Origin of the sequence: Tepidiforma sp., assembly GCF_034432735.1 — a bacterium.
GTDB lineage: Bacteria > Chloroflexota > Dehalococcoidia > Tepidiformales > Tepidiformaceae > Tepidiforma.
Genome location: NZ_DAOUBJ010000147.1, coordinates 1 through 21640, shown reverse-complemented (window position 1 = coordinate 21640; position 21640 = coordinate 1). Strand labels below are relative to the sequence as shown.

26 protein-coding genes are annotated in these 21640 nt (G+C 67.7%); 16 read left to right on the top strand and 10 right to left on the bottom strand.

Annotated features, from left to right (window positions below):
• Positions 1–274 precede the first annotated feature (274 nt).
• The 4 genes from VAE53_RS12630 (at position 275) to gpmA (ending at position 4295) form a co-directional block, all read left to right on the top strand.
• Entirely contained in the window at positions 275–1228 is a 954-nt protein-coding gene (locus VAE53_RS12630; RefSeq protein WP_322819732.1) for an ABC transporter permease, read from the top strand.
• Between the two features lie 2 nt (positions 1229–1230).
• Positions 1231–2145, top strand: coding sequence for an ABC transporter permease (locus VAE53_RS12625; protein ID WP_322819731.1), 915 nt, complete (start codon positions 1231–1233; stop codon positions 2143–2145).
• Positions 2146–2235: 90 nt separating this feature from the next.
• Positions 2236–3540, top strand: coding sequence for an adenylosuccinate synthase (locus tag VAE53_RS12620; RefSeq protein WP_322819730.1), 1305 nt, complete (start codon positions 2236–2238; stop codon positions 3538–3540).
• Between the two features lie 14 nt (positions 3541–3554).
• Positions 3555–4295 (top strand): 2,3-diphosphoglycerate-dependent phosphoglycerate mutase, encoded by a 741-nt coding sequence (gene gpmA / locus VAE53_RS12615; protein WP_322819729.1) that lies wholly within the window; start codon positions 3555–3557, stop codon positions 4293–4295.
• Positions 4296–4298: 3 nt separating this feature from the next.
• Here the strand turns inward: gpmA and VAE53_RS12610 are convergent, their stop codons facing one another.
• Complete coding sequence (locus tag VAE53_RS12610) at positions 4299–5165, bottom strand: SDR family NAD(P)-dependent oxidoreductase (protein WP_322819728.1); 867 nt, start codon at positions 5163–5165, stop codon at positions 4299–4301.
• Positions 5166–5292: 127 nt separating this feature from the next.
• Between VAE53_RS12610 and VAE53_RS12605 the strand changes: the two genes are divergently transcribed.
• The 4 genes from VAE53_RS12605 to VAE53_RS12590 all read left to right on the top strand — a co-directional run bounded on the left by VAE53_RS12605 (position 5293) and on the right by VAE53_RS12590 (position 7513).
• Positions 5293–5685 (top strand): hypothetical protein, encoded by a 393-nt coding sequence (locus VAE53_RS12605; protein WP_322819727.1) that lies wholly within the window; start codon positions 5293–5295, stop codon positions 5683–5685.
• A 46-nt stretch (positions 5686–5731) separates the two neighbouring features.
• On the top strand, positions 5732–6193 hold the full coding sequence (locus VAE53_RS12600; protein ID WP_322819726.1) for a hypothetical protein: 462 nt from the start codon (positions 5732–5734) through the stop codon (positions 6191–6193).
• Positions 6194–6287: 94 nt separating this feature from the next.
• Complete coding sequence (locus VAE53_RS12595; protein WP_322819725.1) at positions 6288–6932, top strand: SCO family protein; 645 nt, start codon at positions 6288–6290, stop codon at positions 6930–6932.
• Positions 6929–7513, top strand: coding sequence for a copper chaperone PCu(A)C (locus VAE53_RS12590; protein WP_322819724.1), 585 nt, complete (start codon positions 6929–6931; stop codon positions 7511–7513). Before VAE53_RS12595 ends, VAE53_RS12590 begins: the two co-directional genes overlap by 4 nt.
• A gap of 117 nt (positions 7514–7630) precedes the next feature.
• On the opposite strand, the gene VAE53_RS12585 is transcribed toward VAE53_RS12590, so the two are convergent.
• From VAE53_RS12585 to VAE53_RS12565, 5 genes are all read right to left on the bottom strand, one after another.
• Entirely contained in the window at positions 7631–8164 is a 534-nt protein-coding gene (locus VAE53_RS12585) for a hypothetical protein (protein ID WP_322819723.1), read from the bottom strand.
• Positions 8165–8252: 88 nt separating this feature from the next.
• Positions 8253–8708 carry a hypothetical protein gene (locus VAE53_RS12580; RefSeq protein WP_322819722.1) on the bottom strand — a complete coding sequence of 152 codons (456 nt, stop codon included), beginning with the start codon at positions 8706–8708 and terminating at the stop codon, positions 8253–8255.
• A 513-nt stretch (positions 8709–9221) separates the two neighbouring features.
• Entirely contained in the window at positions 9222–9494 is a 273-nt protein-coding gene (locus VAE53_RS12575) for a hypothetical protein (RefSeq protein ID WP_322819721.1), read from the bottom strand.
• Between the two features lie 185 nt (positions 9495–9679).
• Entirely contained in the window at positions 9680–10111 is a 432-nt protein-coding gene (locus VAE53_RS12570) for an Hsp20/alpha crystallin family protein (protein ID WP_322819720.1), read from the bottom strand.
• Positions 10112–10205: 94 nt separating this feature from the next.
• Positions 10206–10586, bottom strand: a complete 381-nt coding sequence (locus tag VAE53_RS12565) for a response regulator (RefSeq protein ID WP_322819719.1) — start codon at positions 10584–10586, stop codon at positions 10206–10208.
• A gap of 303 nt (positions 10587–10889) precedes the next feature.
• Here VAE53_RS12565 and VAE53_RS12560 point away from each other — a divergent pair, with 303 nt between their 5' ends.
• From VAE53_RS12560 to dnaK, 5 genes are all read left to right on the top strand, one after another.
• Complete coding sequence (locus VAE53_RS12560; RefSeq protein ID WP_322819718.1) at positions 10890–11360, top strand: hypothetical protein; 471 nt, start codon at positions 10890–10892, stop codon at positions 11358–11360.
• On the top strand, positions 11357–11569 hold the full coding sequence (locus tag VAE53_RS12555; RefSeq protein WP_322819717.1) for a hypothetical protein: 213 nt from the start codon (positions 11357–11359) through the stop codon (positions 11567–11569). Before VAE53_RS12560 ends, VAE53_RS12555 begins: the two co-directional genes overlap by 4 nt.
• A gap of 107 nt (positions 11570–11676) precedes the next feature.
• Entirely contained in the window at positions 11677–12711 is a 1035-nt protein-coding gene (gene hrcA / locus VAE53_RS12550) for a heat-inducible transcriptional repressor HrcA (protein WP_322819716.1), read from the top strand.
• Between the two features lie 27 nt (positions 12712–12738).
• Positions 12739–13359, top strand: coding sequence for a nucleotide exchange factor GrpE (locus VAE53_RS12545; RefSeq protein ID WP_322819715.1), 621 nt, complete (start codon positions 12739–12741; stop codon positions 13357–13359).
• An 11-nt stretch (positions 13360–13370) separates the two neighbouring features.
• Complete coding sequence (gene dnaK / locus VAE53_RS12540) at positions 13371–15263, top strand: molecular chaperone DnaK (protein WP_322819714.1); 1893 nt, start codon at positions 13371–13373, stop codon at positions 15261–15263.
• A gap of 58 nt (positions 15264–15321) precedes the next feature.
• Here dnaK and VAE53_RS12535 read toward each other — a convergent pair whose 3' ends face one another.
• Together VAE53_RS12535 and VAE53_RS12530 are read right to left on the bottom strand one after the other, a co-directional pair.
• A complete protein-coding gene (locus VAE53_RS12535; RefSeq protein ID WP_322819713.1) occupies positions 15322–16128 on the bottom strand; it encodes an inositol monophosphatase family protein in 807 nt (268 codons plus the stop codon).
• A complete protein-coding gene (locus VAE53_RS12530; RefSeq protein WP_322819712.1) occupies positions 16125–16874 on the bottom strand; it encodes a 3-oxoacyl-ACP reductase family protein in 750 nt (249 codons plus the stop codon). The genes VAE53_RS12535 and VAE53_RS12530 overlap by 4 nt, the downstream gene beginning before the upstream one ends.
• A gap of 65 nt (positions 16875–16939) precedes the next feature.
• Between VAE53_RS12530 and VAE53_RS12525 the strand changes: the two genes are divergently transcribed.
• A complete protein-coding gene (locus VAE53_RS12525; RefSeq protein ID WP_322819711.1) occupies positions 16940–17566 on the top strand; it encodes a DNA-3-methyladenine glycosylase in 627 nt (208 codons plus the stop codon).
• Between the two features lie 18 nt (positions 17567–17584).
• On the opposite strand, the gene VAE53_RS12520 is transcribed toward VAE53_RS12525, so the two are convergent.
• Positions 17585–18526 carry an SPFH domain-containing protein gene (locus VAE53_RS12520; RefSeq protein WP_322819710.1) on the bottom strand — a complete coding sequence of 314 codons (942 nt, stop codon included), beginning with the start codon at positions 18524–18526 and terminating at the stop codon, positions 17585–17587.
• 348 nt (positions 18527–18874) lie between these two features.
• Here VAE53_RS12520 and VAE53_RS12515 point away from each other — a divergent pair, with 348 nt between their 5' ends.
• Both VAE53_RS12515 and VAE53_RS12510 read left to right on the top strand, forming a co-directional pair.
• Complete coding sequence (locus tag VAE53_RS12515; RefSeq protein WP_322819709.1) at positions 18875–19774, top strand: CAP domain-containing protein; 900 nt, start codon at positions 18875–18877, stop codon at positions 19772–19774.
• Between the two features lie 93 nt (positions 19775–19867).
• Positions 19868–20587, top strand: coding sequence for a DUF4352 domain-containing protein (locus tag VAE53_RS12510; RefSeq protein ID WP_322819708.1), 720 nt, complete (start codon positions 19868–19870; stop codon positions 20585–20587).
• Here the strand turns inward: VAE53_RS12510 and VAE53_RS12505 are convergent.
• Complete coding sequence (locus VAE53_RS12505; RefSeq protein WP_322819707.1) at positions 20569–21300, bottom strand: YafY family protein; 732 nt, start codon at positions 21298–21300, stop codon at positions 20569–20571. The genes VAE53_RS12510 and VAE53_RS12505 overlap by 19 nt on opposite strands.
• Positions 21301–21640 lie beyond the last annotated feature (340 nt).

Below are 21640 nucleotides of genomic sequence, written 5' to 3'. Positions count from 1 at the left end.
TCCAGCGCAAGAACGCCGCCAAGATGTGGTACATCCCCCAGAACCAAGGCGCCGGTACCGCCTGGACCGGCTACCGCGAATGGGTCAAGAACATCGACATCCAAACAGTCCCCGGCAGCTACGCCGGCGGCACCGAGGAGGTTCCGTTCATCTGGCTCGACAGAGCCTAGGCCGTTCTCCTTACAACAGAACGGAATTCGACTACACTACGCCCTCCGGGGTGGGCCGGCCTCGCCGGTCCACCCCGTCACAGCGCCCACCGGGTTCGAACCACATGCAACGTTACATCCTCCGCCGACTCCTCCTCATGGTCCCCACCCTCCTCGGCGTCACCTTCGTCGTCTTCGTCATCGTTCGGGCCGTCCCCGGAGATGTCGTCGACCTCGTGCTCGGTGAATTCGGCGCCGGCGACCAGGCCACTAAAGAAGCCATCCGCAAAGAGTTCGGCCTCGAGGGCAACATCGCCGCCCAGTACATCCGCTGGCTCGGCGATATCGTCCAGTTCGACCTCGGCAAATCCCTCATCTCCAACCGCGAAGTCACCTCCGAGCTGCGCAACCGCCTCCCCGTCACCTTCCAGCTCGGCATCATGGCCATCTGCTTCTCCCTCCTCATCGCCATCCCAGTCGGCGTCATCTCCGCCATCCGCCAGGACACCTGGGCCGACTATGCCGGCCGCAGCTTCGCCATCGCCCTCCTCGCCGCCCCCAACTTCTGGATCGCCATCCTCCTCATCTCCCTCGCCGCCCGCTACTTCCAGTGGGGCGTCCCCCCCGCCAAATACATCCCCTTCACCGATGACCCGATCGGCAACCTCAAGCTCATGTTCATGCCCTCCGTCATCCTCGGAGGTGCCCTGAGCGGCTCCGTCATGCGCTTCACCCGCTCCTCCATGCTCGAAGTCCTCCGCCAGGACTACATCCGAACCGCCTGGGCCAAGGGCCTCCGCGAACGCGTCATCATCATCCGCCACGCCATGCGAAACGCCCTCATCCCCGTCGTCACCGTCGTCGGCCTCCAGCTCCCCGTCCTCGTCGGCGGCACCGTCATCATCGAGAGCGTCTACTCCATCCCCGGCATGGGGCGCTACTACGTCTCCTCCATCGACCAGCGAGACTACCCCGTCATCCAAGCCGTCAACATCGTCGTCGCCCTCGTCGTCGTCTTCGCCAACCTCACCGTCGACGTCCTCTACTCCGTCATCGACCCCAGGATCCGGTACTCCTAGCCATGGCCACCGACGCAAAAGTCCTCGAAACCTACGCCCTTCGTCCCGAAACCGGCCGGCTGGCCCGCTGGCGCCGGAACGTCGCCAACTTCATCCGCTACAAACCGCTCGGCACCTTCGGCGCCTTCATCGTCATCCTCCTCATCCTCATGGCCGCCTTCCCCCAAGCCTTCACCTTCGGCAAAGACCCCAACATCGGCGTCCTCTCCGACCGCTTCTCGGGCCCCTCCGCCAGCCACTGGTTCGGCACCGACCAGCAAGGGCGCGACCTCTACACCCGCATCGTCTACGGCGCCCGCAACTCCATCCTCATCGGATTCGGCGTCGTCCTCATCTCCTCCTCCGCAGCCCTCGTCCTCGGCGTCGTCTCCGGCTACTTCGGCGGCAAATTCGATATCCTCCTCCAGCGCCTCGTCGATATCGGCATCGCCCTCCCCGGGCTCATCTTCATTATCCTCTTCGTCACCTCCGTCCAGCAGATTCCCGTCAACCTCCGCATCGTCCTCGCCGTCGGCACCCTCGTCGCCCTCAGCCAATCGCGCGTCATCCGCGGCGCCGCCATCGCCGCCAAACAGAACCAATACGTCGAAGCCGCCCGCGTCATCGGCGCCTCCGACCTCCGGATCATCTTCCGCCACGTCGCCCCCAACGTATTCCCCGTGCTCATCGTCGGCGCCTCCATCCAGGTCGGCGGCGCCGTCCTCGTCGAATCCTCCCTCGCCTTCCTCGGCTACGGCGTCCAGCCACCCACCGCCTCGTGGGGGCGCATGCTCAACGAAGCCCGCGAGCGCCTCACCCAGTATCCCCACCTCGCCCTCTTCCCCGGCCTCGTCATCTTCCTCACCGTCTACGCCTTCAACATGTTCGGCGACGCCCTGCGCGACGTCCTCGACCCCCGCCTCCGCGGCTCCCGCTGACCCGCACCCCATCGCAGGCTCGCAGCCAAGCGCATTCCCCCGTACAATACCGAGACGGGCCCCCGGAAATGGGGGCCCGGAGTGTGTCTGATGCCCATCATCGTCGTCGTCGGCGGGCAATGGGGCGACGAAGGCAAAGGCCGCATCGTCGACCTGCTCGCACGCAAAGCCCGCGTCGTCGCTCGTTACTCCGCCGGCAACAACGCCGGCCACACCATCGTCAACGAGCTCGGCGAATTCAAACTCCACCTCGTGCCCGCCGGCATCTTCTACCCCGAAAAAACCTGCGTCATCGGCAACGGCGTCGCCATCGACCCCGAAGTCCTCCTCGGCGAAATCGATGGCCTCGAACGAAAGGGCATCGATACCTCCCGCCTTGTCGTCTCCGACCGCGCCCACGTCATCATGCCCTGGCACCGCCTCCTCGACCAACTCGACGAACAAGCACGCGGCGCCCACGCCATCGGAACCACCGGCAAAGGCGTCGGCCCCTGCTTCGCCGACAAAGTCGCCCGCCGCGGCATCCGCATCTGCGACCTCCTCCGCCGCGAAGACCTCGTCCCCCGCATCGAGGCCGCCCTCGCCTACCAAAACCGCGTCATCACCGGCGTCTATGGCGCCGAACCCATCGACTTCCGCGAGTGCCTCGAGCGCTACATCGAGTACGGCCAGCGCCTCCGCCCCTACATCGGCGACGTCCAAGAGATCGTCATCGAAGCCCACCGCCGCGGCGAATACGTCCTCCTCGAAGGCGCCCAAGGCTCCCTCCTCGACCTCGACCACGGCACCTACCCCTACGTCACCTCCTCCGTCCCCTCCAGCTCCAGCTCCGGCGCTGCCCTCGGCGTCGGCATCGGCCCCACCGATATCAGCCGCGTCGTCGGCGTCTTCAAAAGCTACTGCACCCGCGTCGGCAACGGCCCCTTCCCCACCGAGCTCTTCGACGACATCGCCGACCAGCTCCGCGATCACGGCAAAGAGTTCGGCCGGGGCGAGTACGGCACCACCACCGGCCGCCCCCGCCGCATCGGCTGGCTCGACGCCGTCGCCGCCCGCTACAGCGTCCGCTTCAACGGCCTCGCCGCCGTCGCCCTCACCCGGCTCGACGTCCTCGACTCCCTCCCCTCCATCAAAATCTGCACCGCCTACGAACTCGATGGGCGCATCATCGACCACTTCCCCGCACGCGAATCCGAACTCGAACGCGTCCGCCCCGTCTACGAAGAACTCCCCGGTTGGCAAACCCCGACCACCCACGTCCGCTCCTTCGACGACTTGCCCCCCCAGGCCCAAGCCTTCATCAAACGCGTCGAAGACCTCCTCGAGTGCCCCGTCGACCTCATCTCCGTCGGCCCCTCCCGCGAACAGGCCATCATCGTCAACCCCATCTTCTGAACCGGCAGCTCACCATGTACACCCTCGTCCTCCTTCGCCACGGCGAATCCACCTGGAACCTCGAAAACCGCTTCACCGGCTGGCACGACGTGCCCCTCAGCGAAACCGGGCGCGCCGAGGCCGTCCGCGCCGGCCAACTCATGCGCGACGAAGGGCTCACCTTCGACGTCGCCCACACCTCCCTCCTTCGCCGCGCCATCCAAACCGTCAACATCGCCCTCGACGTCATGGACCAACACTGGATCCCCGTCAAGCGCCATTGGCGGCTCAACGAGCGCCATTACGGCGCCCTCCAAGGCCTCGACAAAAAAGAGACCGCCCAGCGCTACGGCGCCGACCAAGTCTTCGCCTGGCGCCGCAGCTACGACGTTCCCCCGCCCCCCCTCGACCCCGACGACGAACGCCACCCCCGCTTCGACCCCCGCTACGCCGACCTCGCGCCCGACCTCCTCCCAGCCACCGAATGCCTCAAAGACGTCGTCGCACGGATGCTCCCCTACTGGCACGACGCCATCGTGCCCGACCTTCGCGCCGGCCGGCGCGTGCTCATCGGCGCCCACGGCAACAGCCTCCGCGCCCTCGTCAAGCACCTCGATGGCATCGCCGATGATGCCATCGCCGAGCTCAACATCCCCACCGGCATCCCCCTTCTCTACGAACTCGACGAGCGACTCCGCCCCGTGCGCTCCCGCTACCTCGGCGATCCCGAGGCCGCCCGGGCCGCCGCCCAAGCCGTCGCCCGCCAGGCCGGCTAACCCCTATCGCGACGAGGCCACCTCGCGCTCCTGCCCCGCCAACTCCTTCCGGCGAGCATCGGCCAGCTGCCCGAACGTCTTCTGCACCCCGAAAATCGGGTACACCCGCTCGAACGTCCCCGGCATGATCTCCGCCAACGCCGCCGTCGGTCGCGCCGGAATCCAAAACTCCAGCATCTCCGGCCGATCCCTCCGGATCGCCTTCACCACGTCCCGCGCCACCCGCTCCGGCTTCACCGTCCCCGCCAGCAAGCTCGCCTTCGCCCCCGTCTTCCGTTCCCAATCAGCATACATCCCTGCCTCCGCCACGAAGCCCGGGCAGATCGCACTCGCCGAAACCCCCCGCTTCCGGAACTCCATCCGGATCCCCTCCGTGAACGCGATCAGCCCCGCCTTCGAAGCCGCGTACGGCGACGAATACGGGACCGGTACCTTCCCGGCCAGCGACGCGATATTCACGATGTGCCCCCGCTTCCGCTCCAACATCCCCGGTAACACCAGACGCGTCAGCTGCATCGCCGCGATCAGATTCACCCGGATGATCCGGTCGAGCTCCTCGTCCTCCTGGTCCTCGAAGTGCGCCGTCACCTCGATCCCCGCGTTGTTCACCAGGATGTCCACCCGGCCGAACTCCGCAGTCGCCGCCGACACCAACGACCGGCGGCTGTCCGCGTCCGCCACGTCGCACGCCACCGGCAGCGCCCGCCGGCCCGTCGCCCGAATCTCCTCCGCCAACTTCTCGAGCGCCGACGCCGTCCGAGCAGCCAGCACGAGGTGGCAACCCGCCCCGGCCAGCTCCTTCGCAATGTACGTCCCAAGCCCCCGCGAGGCGCCCGTCACGATGGCCACCCGGTCTTGCAGATTCTTCATCTTGCGATCCCTCCCAGTACTCCCCTGCCCGCCATGACAGGGTGCCCCGGAGTCTACGACAGACCCAACCATCCCGGGAATCCCCGTCACCCTGGAGCTCCACCCGAACCTCTGGCATCCTTGCTCCGTGCACCATCGGAGCACCAGCCCGCAGCAGCGCCGCGTCGCGCTCGCGCTCCTCGCCGCCCTCCTGCCGATGATCACCTACTTCGGCCACTGGCCTCGCCTCGCCATTCCCCTCCCCGGCGTCGATGCCGCGCTCACCATACCCTTCGCATCGGCCGAAACCGCCTCGAGCGACCATCACCAGCACTGCCACGGCGAGGCCGCCGAATGCGCCAGCGGCCCAGGCTCTCTCGCCCTCGCCGTCACCATCCTCGCCGCGGCTATCGCCTTCGCCATCCCCGGGGGCCCGCTCCGCCTCCTCGGCGGCCGCCCTCCACACCTCCGGCTCCAGTTCCTCCCCACGCCCGAACCCGCCCCACCCCGAGCTCCCCACCTCTTGCCCCGCTTCGCCTGAGCCCGAGCGACGCCCGGGCCACCACTACCCCAAAGGGAGCGATTCCATGCCTCGAACCACACGCTGGCGCGTGGCGGTGCTCGCCGCCGCTGCCGCGCTCCTCCTCCCGCTCGCCGCAGCCTGCGGCGACGACAGCCAAACCGATAGCACCGCCGACAGCGCGGCCGTCCTCTCGGCCGTCACCTTCCTCGATACCGCCGGCTACCACGCCATCGACGACGCCATCAACAAAGAAAAAACCATCCCGGCCACCGCCCGAACCGCAGCCCTCAAGGGCCAGGCCGTCGTCAAAGCCACCGCCTGGCCAGCCGAACTCCAAACCAAAGCCGATGCCCTCGCGGCCATCCTCGGCGACCTCGCCGCCGCCCTCGACGGCGACTCGCCCGACCTCGCCAAAGCCGGCGCCGCCGCAGCCAAGGCCCACGACGCCCAGCACGAGTTCTCCGACGCCGCCTGGTCCTGGCTCTACGAGAAGGCCGGCGTCGAAGGCCCCGCCCACGGTCACTGACGAGCGGCCCGCGCCGGCGGCGGCCCGGGCGACCGACCCCACCGCCGGCGCTGGTCTACACTCGAAGTACCGACAACCCAAAAGGGAGCACACCATGCCCCGCATCCATCGGCGCCCGCTCGCGCTCGTCCTCGCCATCCTCGCCCTCCTGCCCGCCGTCGCTGCCTGCACCGGCGGCGACGATGGCAGCGGCACCGGGGATGCCCAGTACATGGGCGCCATCGTCACGCCACCCATCGAAAAGCCCGACGCCATCCTCATGGACGAAAACGGGCAACCCTTCGACCTCCGCAAAGAGACCGAAGGCTACGTCACCCTGCTGTACGTGGGCTATACCCACTGCCCCGACATCTGCCCCACCCACCTCTACGAAATCAGCGAGGCGCTCAAGAAGCTCGACCCCAATATCCGCAAGCAGATCAAGGTCGTCTTCGCCACGGCAGATCCGGAGCGGGATACCCCCGAACAGCTTCGGCAGTACCTCGATACCTTCGATCCCGAATTCATCGGGCTGACCGGTACCCGCGACCTCATGGACCAATTCCAAGTCGCCCTCGGCCTCCAGCCCGCGACCCGCACCGACCTCGGCGGCGGCAACTACGCCGTCAACCACGCCGCCTACGTCATGGCCTTCACCAAGGACAACTACGCCTACACCGTCTATCCCTCCGGGATGGGCCAAAAAGAATGGCTCAACGACCTCCCACTGCTCGTCAAGAAAGGATTCCGCTCCGAATGAACACCCTCCTTCGGCATCGCACCTTCGTTCCGCTCCTCCTCATCGGTGCCCTCGCCCTCGCCCTCCTCGCCGCAGCCTGCGGCGGAGACGACGATGACAACGGCAGCGGCATGGCCAGCCCAACCGCCGGAGAAGCCTTCACCCCTGTCAAGCTCGGCAGCCTGACGATCTCCGATGCTTGGGTCCGCGCCTCCACCGGCACCGACGTCACGGCCGCCTACCTCACCGTCAAGAACAGCGGCGCCGCCGATACCCTCGTCGCCGCCTCCTCGCCCATCGCCGGCATGGTCCAGCTCCACGAGGTCATCACCGAAGGCGCCACCTCCAAGATGCAGGAGAAGCCCGGCGGCTTCCCAGTCCCGGCCAACGGCACCCTCCAGCTCGTGCCCGGCGGCTACCACATCATGCTCATGAACCTCAAGAGCCAGCCCAAGGCCGGCGAAACCGTGCAGGTCGAGCTGACCTTCGAAAAAGCCGGCAAGGTGACCATCACCGCCCCCGTCAAGGTCGCCAGCGGCAAAACGCCGGACATGGATCACAACCACGGCAGCGGCATGGCCAGCCCAACCGCCGGCTACTGACCCCAGCTCGAAACGCTCACCATTGCCCCGCGGCCCGGAGCGTACGCTCCGGGCCGTTTCCCCGCCCCGCCGCCTTGGGGCAACCTCGAGCCCCCTTCACTCCCTCTACCGCCCGTACTATCCGTCGAAGGCCAGATTCGGGCCCACCGCGCACCCCCTCCCCCAGCACTTCGCCGGGAGCGGCGGCGGCGCCGGAGCTTGGGGCGTCGCCGTCGGCGTCGGAGTGGGTGTCGGGGTCGGCGCCTCCTTCGCGCACGACACCTGCCACGTATTCGAGCGCGGAGGCGTCAACACCTCCACCATATGCCCATCGTCCGTGAAATAGCGGTCCGTCGTCCCCGCCGTGTAACTGATCGGGTACGACGATTCGCCCGGCTCGAGCGTGATATCCGGGTCGGGCGGAAGCCCGCCGATCTGCGGCTTGTACACCCGCACCGCTACAGTGCCAACGTTCTTGAACTGAATCTCGTCGCCCCGATTGATCCGGCAAGTCCGCGGATTGAAGCCCTCGCTCGTCACTTCGATCAGGTACCGGTCGTAGGCCGAAGCAGGCTCCGCCCGCCCCCCGAAAAAGGCAACGCTCAGCCCACCGGCAAGAGCGCCCGCCAACGCGAGCGCCACGACAAGCGGACGCAGTCGGTCGTTCCGCATCGAACCTCCACGGTTCCCCACCCCGCCACAGGGCATCCCCGAGCGTACCGCAGCCCCCGCGCACCTGTCACGGCACCGTCGCGGCCGCTCAATCCACCGCCAAACCCGGCACCCGCAGGCAGTGCGCCGCCCCGCTACACGGCGGCGAAGGCGGCCTCCGCGCCGGGTCCGGCGCGCACACCACCGGCCAGGTCGCCGAATAGACCGGCGTCTTCACGATGAGAAAACGCTCCCCATCCTCGGCATCCTCGAACCGGAACGTCCCGGGGAACCCCATGTACACCTCGTTCGAGAGCTGCCCCGGCTCGAGCCATCCACTGTCGAACAATAGCTCCCCGCCCGGGGTCGGCGAGCGCCACACCACGCGCCGGGGCGTGCTCCCCACGTTGCGAAAGCGCAAGTACTCCCGATTCATCTGGCAGACCGGCGGGTTGAACCCGCCCTCGGAGACCTCGACCGTCTGCACGTCGTACGCACGAGCGCCGGGCGCCACCATCGCCACCACGAGCACCGAGATCGCGACCAGCAAGCCCTTCCGTCCCATGGCCCACCAGCCTACCCGGTCCGCGCCCATCGCGCCCCGTCCGCCTTGCCTCCCCCGCCACACGCGAACAGGCCCCGCATTCGCGGGGCCTGTGAATTGCTCGTCCTTCACGGCCGGCGGCCGGGCGACCTTGCCGGCCGGAGGAGTGCCGCCGTCATTCCGGGACTTCCCTGTCCGTTGCCGCTCCTTCACGGAGCGATCCGGGGCGCCTGCATCGCACAGGTCTTTCGTTCAGCTCCCGGTCACCTGGGGCAACACCTTGGACAGGTGCCCGCGGCGGCGATCGTGCTTTGGCCTGCTACCGCAGGCCTTCTCCCTGCACGATCCAGACTCCGTAGAGGGCGTGCAGCTTGTTCCGCATGTCCGCACCTCCTTATCGAGTCCTGCGAGTCGGCGGGAACCGGGCCTCTTCAGCGCCGGGCGCCTATCGCATTTCTACCTTATACGCTACTCCCGTCGCGGCGCCTGTCAAGAGGGTTCGCAGCCAAAATGCGTGAACACGGCGTGACCGCGTCAGTAGCCCCGATGCTCCTTCTCCAAATCCTTCGCGTCCGGCCGCGGACGCACCTCCCGCGGCCTTGGCGGCTTCCCGCCGGGCCCATCCTCCGCCATCTCGGAATGCGTCTCCGGCTCGGGGAGCACGGCGCGCGGGTCCGCCGCCGCTGGGTCCAGCAACTCGGCCGCTTCCGTCAGCGCCTCCTTCACCGCCTTCAGCGGGTGCAAGTGGCGCAGGAACTCCTTCGCCTCCTTCAGATCCTCCCGCGGATCGAGTTCGTTCTCGCCCATGCTTCGTACCTCCCGGGGCAACGAAGGCTGCCCACCGGTTCCAGTATGCGCCTCCGGGCGGACCCCTGGCACCACCCTCCCCGTCGCCAGGTCCACGAACCAGGCCGTCCCGCCCTCCCTCCTTGCCAGCGCCATCGTGAGAAACTCCTTCCTTCGGTTCCGTGCCGAACCCGCGTTCCCTCGCCTCACGATGTCCTGATCGTCACCTTCTTGGGCGCCTCCTTCGGTTCCGGAGCCCGCTTCGGCAACCGCACCTCGAGAACGCCATCCTTCAGCGAAGCCTCGACCCCCTCGATGTCCACCGTCTCCGGTACCGGGAGCCGCCGCTCGAACGAACCGAAAAAGCGCTCGCGGTAGACTCGGCCCTCCTGCTCCTCCTCCCGCTCCGACCGCTTCTCGCCTCTCAGCGTCAGCACGCCATCGGCCACCGTCACCTCGATATCCTTCGCCTCCACGCCCGGCAGTTCCGCATGGACCACGAAGGCATCCTCGCGCTCCGCCACGTCGACCCGCGGCTGCCACACCGCCTCGGTGCCCAGGCCCAGCCGGCCGAGCCACTCCCGGGGGGGCACCGCCCAGAGCTCCTCGAACGGATTCCAGCGCACGATACTCACCATCGCCTTGCCTCCTGGAGGGTTCGCTTCCCACCATGCACCGCGAAACGTCATCCACGGAACGATCCTTCGGCCCCGCGCGTCGGGGGCCATCGGCTCAACCGCTCGCCCGCCCACCGGAAGCCAGCATCGCCTCGACCAAGGAAAGGAACTGCTCGGCCGCGAACGGCTTCTGCACGAAGACCGTCCGCGGCGCCCGCGCGGCGAATTCCGCCGGCCCCTCCGCGCTATACCCGCTGATCAGCAGGAATGGCAGCTCCGGCAATCGTTCCAGCATCGCCCGGCGGAGGTCGATACCCGACTCCCCCGGCATCACGATATCCGAAACCACCAGGTCCACCGGTTGCGTCTCCAGAATCGCCCGTGCCTCGTTCGCGTGCGCCGCCTGCAGCACCGCGTAGCCGTGCGTTCGAAGCAGCCGCGCCAGCATCACCCGCACCGGGTCGTCGTCGTCAACCACCAGAATGGTCGCGGCCACGCGCCTCGTCTCCTCCCGCCGCTCGCCAGCACAACCATCCCGAGCGGCCGCGGTCGATTGCCACCGCTACCCCACACGCTTCGTATCGCGCGCCCGGTAGCGCCTCCATCTCCCGGGATTCTCCCCCAGGGCCAACCTCCGCGGCATTCGGGAACTCCCTGATAGGGAGCACCACGTTCCCACAACCGACCCTGAATTCACCCAACCGTCACCTCCCGGCGAGCCACCCCGGCCGCCCCGCCGCCGTCTTTGCTCAGCGCGCCATTCGCACCTATTATCGGCCAAGGCCCGGAGGTCCCCGGAATGCGCTTCATCGCCACCGTCGTTTCCGCCGCAATCCTCCTCTTCCTCGTCTACCTCGTCGTCGGCGCCATCGCCGATGGCTACTTCGGCGCCAATATCATCCCCGACGGCGCCGTCCCCGATGCCTGGTCCGCCCCCGATAGCTGGGCCGAGTGGCGCGACATCGTCCTCGTCCTCGCTGGCCTCTTCTGGGTCCTCGCCGGCCTCCTCGCGGCCATCTTCATGGTCGCCCTCATCGTCCTCGCCTTCGCCGTCCGCCGCGTCGTGCGCGAAAACGCCGCCCCCGCCCTCGACTCCCTCCGGCAGTCGCTCGATAACGTCCGGGGCACCGCCGAGTTCGCCGGAGAGACCGTCGCCAGCCCCATCATCCGCGTCTACGCCGTCGCCAAAGGCGTCCGCAGCGGCATCTCGGCCATCACCAACCTGCCCGACCGCATCCGCGGACGCCGACACGGAAAGAAAAAGAAATGAACCCCGACGAACCCGCCACCCCCCGGGAGCCCGAACCGCTCGACCCTGCCGCCGACCGCGAGGAACACCCCCTCGTCGCCTGGGCCAAGGCCATCGTCCTCGGCATCGGCGATACCGCCCGCGACATGCTCGAAGCCGGGCGCCAGGCCGCCCGCGAAGCGATGGACGAGGGCTGGCGGCGCTTCGACGAAAAGACCCGCCGCCGCTGACCTTCCGCCTCGCCCATCCCCATCCGTCTGCCACCCGTGCTACACTGTTCCTCGCGTCATTAGCACTCTCGGTATTGGAGTGCTAAGCTGGTGACGAGGGGTTGATAATGTCATTGTCAGAGCGCCGGGCCCGCATCCTCGCACTCATCGTCGACGACTTCGTCGGCTCGGCCCAGCCTGTCGGCTCGCAGGCCCTCGTCGAACGCCACCGCCTCCCCCTCTCCCCCGCCACCGTCCGCAACGAAATGGCCGCCCTCGAAGGCGAAGGCATGATCACCCACCCCCACACCTCCGCCGGGCGCATCCCCTCCCACCGCGGCTACCGCTACTACGTCTCCAGCCTCATGCCCGAGCGCTCCCTCACCCCACAAGAACAGTTCACCATCCTCCACCAGTTCCACCAGGCCTCGCGCGACCTCGAAGAATGGGTCGGGCTCGCCGCATCCATCCTCGCCAACAACCTCCACAACATGGCCCTCGTCACCCAGCCCCGCGTCGCCGAAGTCCGCCTCAAGCAACTGCAGCTCGTCGAACTCACCGAAACCCGTGCCCTCCTCGTCGTCGTCACCTCCGACGGCGGCGTCCACCAGCGCATCCTCGATTTCCCCGTCGCTGCCCCCCAGGAGTACCTCTCGCGGCTCGCCCAACGCCTCAACAGTGAACTCGGGGGCAAAACCGTCGCCGAGCTCCCCCACGCCGAGCACGTCGAGCCCCTCGGCGCCGTCGAGTCTGCCGTCCTCGCCGCCCTCGCCGACCTCCTCCTGCGCGAACAAGCCGCCCGCGTCGAAGAACCCATCGTCGAAGGGGTGCGCGACCTCCTCCGCCAGCCCGAGTTCGAAAAAGCCGACCGGCTCCTCGATGCCCTCGAAGCCGTCGACGAGCGTCGCCTCCGCGACGCCATCCCCGCCGAAGCCGTCCAGAACGCCAGCGTCGCCATCGTCATCGGCGACGAAAACCGCCAAGGCCCCTACCAAGAAATGTCCTTCGTCCTCGCCCGCTACGGCCCGCCCGGCGGAGCCGCCGGCATCGTCGGCCTCCTCGGGCCCACCCGCATGCACTACAGCGAAGCCGTCGCCCACGTCCGCTACGTGAGCGACGTCCTCACCGAACTCATCCGCGAATTCTACGGCGGCGGCGAGTGAGCCCCGCCACCGACCACAGGAGGCACCATGACCAAACCAGGTGACGAACCCACCGTCGAAAACCCGCAAGCCGGCAGTGGCGACGAACGCACCGCCGACCCGGCAGCCCTCCATGCCGACCCCCCCGCCGATCGGCAAGAAACCCCCGCCGACCCCGTCGCCGAACTCCAGGCCGAACGCGAAAAAGCCGAATCCTACTACCGGAGCTGGCAGCGAACCGCCGCCGACTTCGCCAACTACAAACGCCGCGTCGAACAAGAGCGAAGCGAATCCCAACGGCTCGCCAACGCCGCCCTCGTCATCAATCTCCTCCCCGTCTTCGACGACCTCGACCGGGCCGTCGCATCCGTCGATTCCCACCTCGCCGGACTCAACTGGGTCCAGGGCATCGTCAACATCCACCAGAAATTCTGGCGGCTCCTCGAATCCATGGGCGTCAGCGAAATCGCCGCCGAAGGCGCCCAGTTCGACCCCGCCAGCCACGAAGCCATCGCCCGCCAGGCCGGCCCCGAAGGGCGCGTCATCCACGTCGTCCAGAAAGGCTACACCCTCGGCGGCAAAGTCATCCGTCCTGCCATGGTCATCGTCGGCGATGGCAGCACACCCGAAGCCGGCCCATCCGGCAACGAACCCACCCAACACCACTAGGAGCACACACCATGGGTAAAGTCCTCGGCATCGACCTCGGCACCACCAACAGCTGCATGGCCGTCATGGAAGGCGGCGAGCCCGTCGTCATCCCCAACGCGGAAGGCGCCCGCACCACCCCCTCCGTCGTCGCCATCACCAAGACCGGCGAACGGCTCGTCGGCCAAGTCGCCAAGCGCCAGGCCATCACCAACCCCGAAAACACCATCTTCAGCATCAAGCGCTTCATGGGGCGCAAATTCAACGACCCCGAAGTCCAGCGCGACCTCAAACTCGTCCCCTACAAAGTCTCCGCCGCCCCCAACGGCGACTGCGTCGTCCACCTCGGCGGCCGCACCTACAGCCCGCCCGAAATCAGCGCCATGATCCTCCAAAAGCTCAAGGCCGACGCCGAAGCCTACCTCGGTGAACCCGTCACCGAGGCCGTCATCACCGTCCCGGCCTACTTCAACGACGCCCAACGCCAGGCCACCAAAGACGCCGGCAAAATCGCCGGCCTCGAAGTCCTCCGCATCATCAACGAACCAACCGCCGCCTCCCTCGCCTACGGCCTCGACAAAAAACACGACGAACTCATCGCCGTCTACGACCTCGGCGGCGGCACCTTCGATATCTCCATCCTCGAAATCGGCGACGGCACCTTCCAAGTCCTCTCCACCAACGGCGATACCCACCTCGGTGGCGACGACTTCGACCAGCGCATCATCGACTGGCTCATCGACGAATTCAAAAAACAAGAGGGCATCGACCTCCGCCAGGACCGCCAAGCCCTCCAACGCCTCAAAGCCGAAGCCGAAAAAGCCAAAATCGAGCTCTCCTCCGCCCAGCAAACCGAAATCAACCTCCCCTTCATCACCGCCGACGCAAGCGGTCCCAAACACCTCAACATCACCCTCACCCGCTCCAAGCTCGAACAGCTCGTCCACGACCTGCTCCAGAGCACCCTCGAGCCCGTCAAAAAAGCCCTCGCCGACGCCGGCAAAAAGGCCTCCGATATCGACGAAGTCGTCCTCGTCGGTGGCCAGACCCGCATGCCCGCCGTCCAGAAGCTCGTCGCCGACTTCTTCGGCAAAGAGCCCCACAAAGGCGTCAACCCCGATGAAGTCGTCGCCATCGGCGCCGCCGTCCAGGCTGGCGTCCTCAAAGGCGAAGTCAAAGACGTCCTCCTCCTCGACGTCACCCCCCTCACCCTCGGCATCGAAACGCTCGGCGGCGTCATGACCCCCATCATCCCCCGCAACACCACCATCCCCACCTCCAAGAGCCAAATCTTCTCCACCGCCGCCGATAACCAACCCAGCGTCGAAATCCACGTCCTCCAGGGCGAACGCTCCATGGCCGCCGACAACAAGTCCCTCGGCCGCTTCATCCTCGATGGCATCCTCCCCGCCCCACGCGGCGTCCCCCAGATCGAAGTCACCTTCGATATCGACGCCAACGGCATCGTCAGCGTCTCCGCCCGCGACAAAGGCACCGGACGCGAACAGAAAATCACCATCCAGCCCTCCTCTGGCCTCACCAAAGAGGAGATCGAACGCATGCAGCGCGAGGCCGAGCTCTACGCCGAAGAAGACCGCCGCAAGCGCGAAGCCATCGAGGTGAAAAACACCGCCGACACCATGGCCTACCAGGCCGAAAAAACCCTCCGCGACAACGCCGACAAAATCCCCTCCCACCTCAAGGACGACGTCGAAGAGAAAATCAAGGCCGTCCGCGAAGCCATCGCCTCCGATGACGTCGCCCGCATGCGCTCCACCATGGACGCCCTCTCCGCCTCCCTCCAGAAGATCGGCGAAGCCGTCTACGGTGCCGCCGGCGCCGGAGCGGGCGGCTCGGCCGGGGGCGCAGGGAACGCCGGCACCGCCGACGAAGGCACCGTCGAAGGCGAATTCCGCGAAGTCTGACCGGCCACACCGCCACCGACCCCGCGGGGGGCCTGCGCCGCAGGCCCCCCGCAGCGCGCTACCGACCCGCCGTCGCCCGCCAAGCCGCGTCCACCAGCGCGCAGAGCTCCCCGAAGAGCCCAGCTCCCGCCGCTACCACGTAACCATCGACGAACCCGAAGCCCCCGAATCCCCCCGTCCGACCGCCCGCCTCGCGGACGATGAGCCCGCCCGCCGCGATATCCCAGGGGTTCAGCCGATATTCGAAATAGCCATCCAGCCTCCCGCAGGCCACGTGCACCAAGTCGAGCGCCGCCGACCCCATCCGGCGGATATCCCGCACCCGTGGCAACACCAGCCGCAAAAGCTCCGCCTGTCGAGCCCGCCGCGCCGCGTCGTAGGCGAACCCCGTCGCAACGAGCGCCGTCGCAAGCGTCGCACCCTCCCGCACACGAATCGGCCGCCCATTGCACGTCGCCCCACCGCCAAGCGCCGCAGCGTACGTCAACCCGTGCGCCACATCGTGGACCACCCCCGCCACCACCTCCCCATCCACCTCCGCCGCGATCGCCACCGCATAGGCCGGGATGCCGTACACGAAATTCGTCGTCCCATCCAGCGGGTCCACCACCCAGCGCACGCCCGAGGATCCCGGCTCGCTCGCCCCCTCCTCGCCCAGAATCCCATCCTCCGGCCGAGCCCCCAGCAGCCGCTCCGCGATCAGCCGCTCAGCAGCCCGGTCCGCCTCCGTCACCATATCCGTCGCCGTCGATTTCGTCCCCACCGCGAACCCCTCCGTCGCGTACTGCCCGATGAGCTCGCCCGCCTCCCGGGCCGTCCGCACCGCGAGCAAAAGCAGCTCCTCGGCCAGCGTCCCCGCGCTCACCGCAGCTGCCGCCCACCATCGATCACCACCACGCTCCCCGTCACGTAGCTCGCCGCATCGCTCGCCAGCCAAACCGCCGCCCCGGCCACATCGTCCGGCGTCGCCAGCCGCCCGAGCGGAATATCCGCCCGGAGGCGCTCACCGTGGCGACTCGCAAAGAGCTCGTCCACCAGGTCCGTCTCCACCCACCCCGGAGCGATCGCGTTCACGCGCACACCTCGCTCCGCCCATTCCAACGCCATCACCTTCGTCAGCTGGTGGAGGCCCGCCTTCGTCGCCGCGTACACCCCCTGCCGCTCCAACGGCATAATTCCCGCCACCGACGAAACATTGATGATGCTGCCACCACGGCCCGCCTCGAACATGCGCCGCGCCACTTCCACGCTCGCGAAGTAGCTCCCGCGCAGATTCACCCGCACCACCGCGTCGAACTCCTCCACGCTCACCAGCTCGGCCCGCTTGTAATACGGGCTGATGCCCGCATTGTTCACCAGCACATCCAGCGGGCCGAGCTCCCACGCCCGCGCCACCAACCGCGCAATATCCCCCGGGTCGCTCACATCGCACCGCAAGCCAATGCAATTCACCCCGAGCGCCGCCGCCGCCTCCGCGAGCTGCCCCTCGTTCCGGGCAGCGATCACCACCCGCGCCCCCGCCTCGATGAACGCCCGTGCCACCGCGAAACCGATCCCCCGCGAGCCCCCCGTCACCAGGGCCGTCTTCCCCTCGAGCGAAAACCGTTCCATACGCCCATTCTCCCCGCAGCCGACGAACCGATCACCTGCGTCCCGCCTCGCGTACCATGGCTCCCATGGCCCTCGAAATCGAACGCGCCATCTCCCACCTGCGGACAGCCGACCCGGTCATGGCCGCCCTCGTCGATGCCCTCGGCCCGATCCAGCCGCGCCCACCCCAACCCGGCCACTTCGAAGCGCTCTGCCGCGCCATCGTCTACCAACAGCTCTCGGGCCGAGCCGCCAGCACCATCTTCTCCCGCTTCCGCGCACGCTTCGACAAAGGGAGCCCATTTCCCCAGCCCGCCGAAATCCTCGCCACGCCCACCGAGGAACTCCGCGCAGCCGGGCTATCCCGCCAGAAAATCGCCTCCCTCCGCAGCCTCGCCGAACACTTCGTCGCGGGTGACCTCGACGAGCGCGGCCTCGAGCATTGGCCCGACGAAGAGGTCATCGCCCACCTCACGCGCGTCCGCGGCATCGGCCGGTGGACCGCCGAAATGTTCCTCATCTTCCAGCTCCACCGGCCCGACGTCCTCCCCGTCGGCGACCTCGGCATCAACCGCGCCATCATGAAGCGCTACCGCCTCGCCAGCATGCCGGGGCCGGAGCAGGTTCGCGCCATCGGCGCTCCCTGGCGCCCCCACGCCACCGTCGCCTGCCTCTACCTCTGGCGCAGCGAAGACACCGCCCTCCAAGCCTGACCGCCAAACTGGCCGGCCCTACGCCTGCGTCGGCCCCTCCGGCAGGTCCACGTCCGCCTGCGTTGTCGCCGCCTGCGCCGAAATCAGCGCATCCCGAATCTGCGCGTAGAAATCCGACATCCCCGCCGGCGAATACGGCACGAAAATCGTGTTCGCCCGCGAAGCAGCCCCGATCTCCTTCACCGTGTCGTAGTGCTGCGTCATCAGCACCAACTGCATGATCGCCTCCGGCGTCACCCCGGCGATGCTCTGCTGGAACTGGTCGACCGAATCGCGCAGCCCGTCGATGATCGCCCGCCGTTGGTTCGCAATCCCCTGGCCCTGCAGCGCCTTGCTCTCCGCCTCCGCCTCCGCAGCCTTCACCTTCAAAATCTTGTCGGCTTCCCCGCGCTCCTGCGCCGCCTCCCGCAGCCGCTTCGCCGCATTGATTTCGTTCATCGACTCCTTCACCTTCTTGTCCGGGTCGATATCCGTCACCAACGCCTGCACGATCTGGAAGCCGAATTCGTTCATCTCGCCGGCGAGCTCGTTCTTCACCGCCGTCGCGATCTCGTCCTTCCGCTCGAACACATCGTCCAACAGCATCTTCGGCACCCGCGCCCGCACCGTATCGAACACATACGCCGTGATCTGCACCGTCGGCTGGTCGAGCCGATAGAACGCGTCGTACACCCGCTCCGGAATCACCATGTATTGCACCGCCACGATCGTGTGAACGAACACGTTGTCCAACGTCTTCGTCTCCACGCTCACATCCAACTGCTGCACCCGCAGATTCACCCGCCCCGCCACCCGCTCGATGAACGGGATCTTCACGTTCAGCCCTGGGCGTGCCACCCGGCGGAACTTCCCGAAACGCTCAACGATCGCCGCCGTCTGCTGTTCCACCGTGAACAGCGACCCGAACACCACCAGCAGCACCACAGCCACAGCCACCCCGAGAACGATCAAGCCGGCCATGGCAACGCCTCCTCGCCCGTAAGGGGTACGCGAACGTCCCCGTTCTCGCGCCAGTATACCGTCCTCCACTGGCCGCCACCTGGAGGCCGAGCGCACCCCCCACGGCCGACGGAATTTGCACACCGTTTACCAAGAATCGGGAAAATCCCGGTCGTTCCAGCCCCCTCCAATAGCTAGGGTGAACGTGGTGGCGGATTCGAGGAGGGAAAACACTGGCGCTGCCGCACCGAACGAGCCCCCAGCGGCGGGCCCACCGCACAGCGACCCATCCCACGCGGGTAGCCCCTGACACCTTTGGCGCTGCCCGACCGATGTGCCAAGCGAACTCCCCCGCCGGAGGTGAAACCGATGCGCCTTCGCATCGCCTGTCTTGCCGTGCTCGCGCTTTCCGCCGCCGCCGCGACAGCCGGTTCGCCAACCAATGCCCGCGCCCTCGCCAATTGCGACGTCCCCGAGGTCGCCCTCGATGCCGACGAACAGGCTGTCATCGCGCTCCTGAACACCTACCGGGCCAACAACGGCCTCGGAAGCCTCACCGTCGATGCCCCCCTCGTCCGCGCCGCCACCTGGATGAGCATCGACCTCTCCAGCCGAACCACCTTCTCCCACACCGACTCGCTCGGTCGCTCGCCCTGGACCCGGATGGCCGATTGCGGCGTCGCCAGCCCCGGAGGCGAAAACATCGCCGCAGGCACCCCGTTGGCCAGCCCAGCAGCCGTTTTCGAGGCGTGGAAAAACTCGCCCGGCCACAACGCCATCATGCTCGGCAAAGAGTTCACGCGGGTCGGCATCGCCCGCCACACCGCCCCAGGGAGCCAGTACGGCGTCTACTGGACGCTCACCTTCGGCTACGGCGCGCCCGCTGCACCCCCACCCACCCCCACGCCCACCCCTCTCCCGCCAACCCCAACGCCCACCCCGCCCCCGACCACGCCCATCCCGCCGCCGGCGCCTCCCACCCAGGCCCCCCCGCCGCCACTGGCCCCGCAGGCGCGCGGCGCGAGCACTCTCTTCCTCGGCCCAGGCGTCAACACCTTCACCTGGCAGAGCGCCGCCACCCCGATCGAGCACGTATTCGCGGGCGCGGACAACTCCGTCCGGGGCGTCTACGCCTTCGATCTGGCGCAGGGGCGTTGGCTCCGCTGGAGCCCTGCACTCTATCCTCCGCTCAACACCATCGCTGCGCTCGAGCCCGGCGAGCGTTACTGGGTGGTCGCGCGCTCCCCAGTTACCATCCCGCTCCCCTGAACCGCCCCTCTGTCGCGGTAGTGTCGCGAGATCACGACAGGAGGTGCCGCGCCCCCGCAAGACCATTCGTCCAAAAATCCTCAGGGGGCGCTCGTGCCAAAGACACCGACCGAAAAACTGCTCCAGGAGCTCGAGCAGCTCAAAAGCCGCGGGCTCATCACCGACGATGAGTATGCCGAGCGGCGCCAAGCCATCATCACTGGCCAAGTTCAGGCCCCACCCGAAAAATCCGGCGGCGGCCTCTTCAAAAAGCTCGGCATCGGCTGTGGCGCCCTCGTCGGCATCCTGATCGTCATCGGCATCGTCGTCGCCGCCGCAGGCGGTGGCGGCAGTGGTGACCAAAGCTCCGACACCGCGGCCGAGCGAACGCCAGGCTCAGGTAGCGCCGACGTCCGTGTCACACTCGCCCAGGGCGCAGTCGGCGAAGTCGCCCCCGGCGGCGATGCCTCCCGCAAGTCCCGCGTCACCGTCGTCCGCATCATGGACCCCGTCGTTTCCACCAACCAGTTCAGCCAGCCCAAGGCGGGCATGCGCTGGATCGGATTCGAGGTCATCCACGAGAACATCGGCACCAAAGAGATCGGCTCGCTCGATTGGAAACTGCGCGACACCAACGATGGCGAACACGACATCGACATCATCGGGCCAGTCGTCGAGATGCCCGACCTCGACCCGGTCTATTCCGACCTCACCCCAGGCGGCAAAAAACAAGGCTGGATCTACTTCCAGGTGCCCGAAGGCGCCGGAATCGCGTGGCTCCGCGCCGACCCCAATATCTTCGCCAAAGGCGACCTCTACTTCGACGCCCCCTGAGCTACCACCTCGGGCAACGGCGCGGCGGCTTCCTCCAACGGCGCCAGCCAGCGGAGGAAGTCGTCCCGCTCCCGGCCCGGCTCCCGCGGGAATCGCTTCGCCAGCACCTCCGCATCCTCCACCCGGTCGAGCCGAAACTCCCGAAAATCCCTTCGCAGCTCGCACCACGCGAGCAGCGTCCACGACCACCCCCAGAAGCAGAGCAGCAGCGGACGCACCCGCCGGCTTGTCAGCGAGCCGTCACCATCGCGGTACGTCAGCGCAATGTAACGCCGCTCGTCGATCGCCCGGCGAAAGTCGCTCAAGCGGCGGGCGGCCCGCTCCCCCGGCCGCCGGTGCAGCACCGAAAGGGGCGCCTCGGCTATCTGCCGCCGAAGCTCCGGCGGGAGCGCCGACTCGATGCGCCGCAACGCCGATTCCGCAGCCTCCGCGGCCGGGCCGTCGGCCCACGCCTCCACCAGGCGGCTCCCTAGCGCCAGCGCCGCAACCTCCTCCGTCGTGAACGAAATCGGCGGGAGGTGCCCGCTGCGCCGCAACGTATAGCCCACGCCGGCCTCCCCTGCGACGGGCACCCCACTCCGGTTCAGCTCCGCGACATCCCGGTAAATCGTCCGTTCCGAAACCCCGAGCTCACGCGCCAGCTCGGCCGCCGTGCAAACCCCCTGCCGGCGCAGCAGCTCGATCAGTTGGAACAGACGATCCGTCTTCCGCACCTGGCCCTCACCGACCCGGATCCTACCGCACGGCCGGCCGCCGCGCTCTCGCCCAGCAATCCGCCCGGGCCCCGAGCGGCGTACCAACAAACGGTGCGGGGCCCCCGCTCCGCTCCCTCGATAGCGGAACGGGGGCCCCAGCAGGGGGGTTCTCAATAAGGTCTGACGGATCAGGCCTTATCGAGCCAAATGAAGGGGAGCTCCTCCGTCGCACCGCCATAGGAGCCCGGTACGGTCTGCACCTCGATGTTCTTCACCCAGCCCTGGTAGCCGGTCCAGGCGGTACCGGCGCCTTGGTTCTGGGGGATGTACCACATCTTGGCGGCGTTCTTGCGCTGGA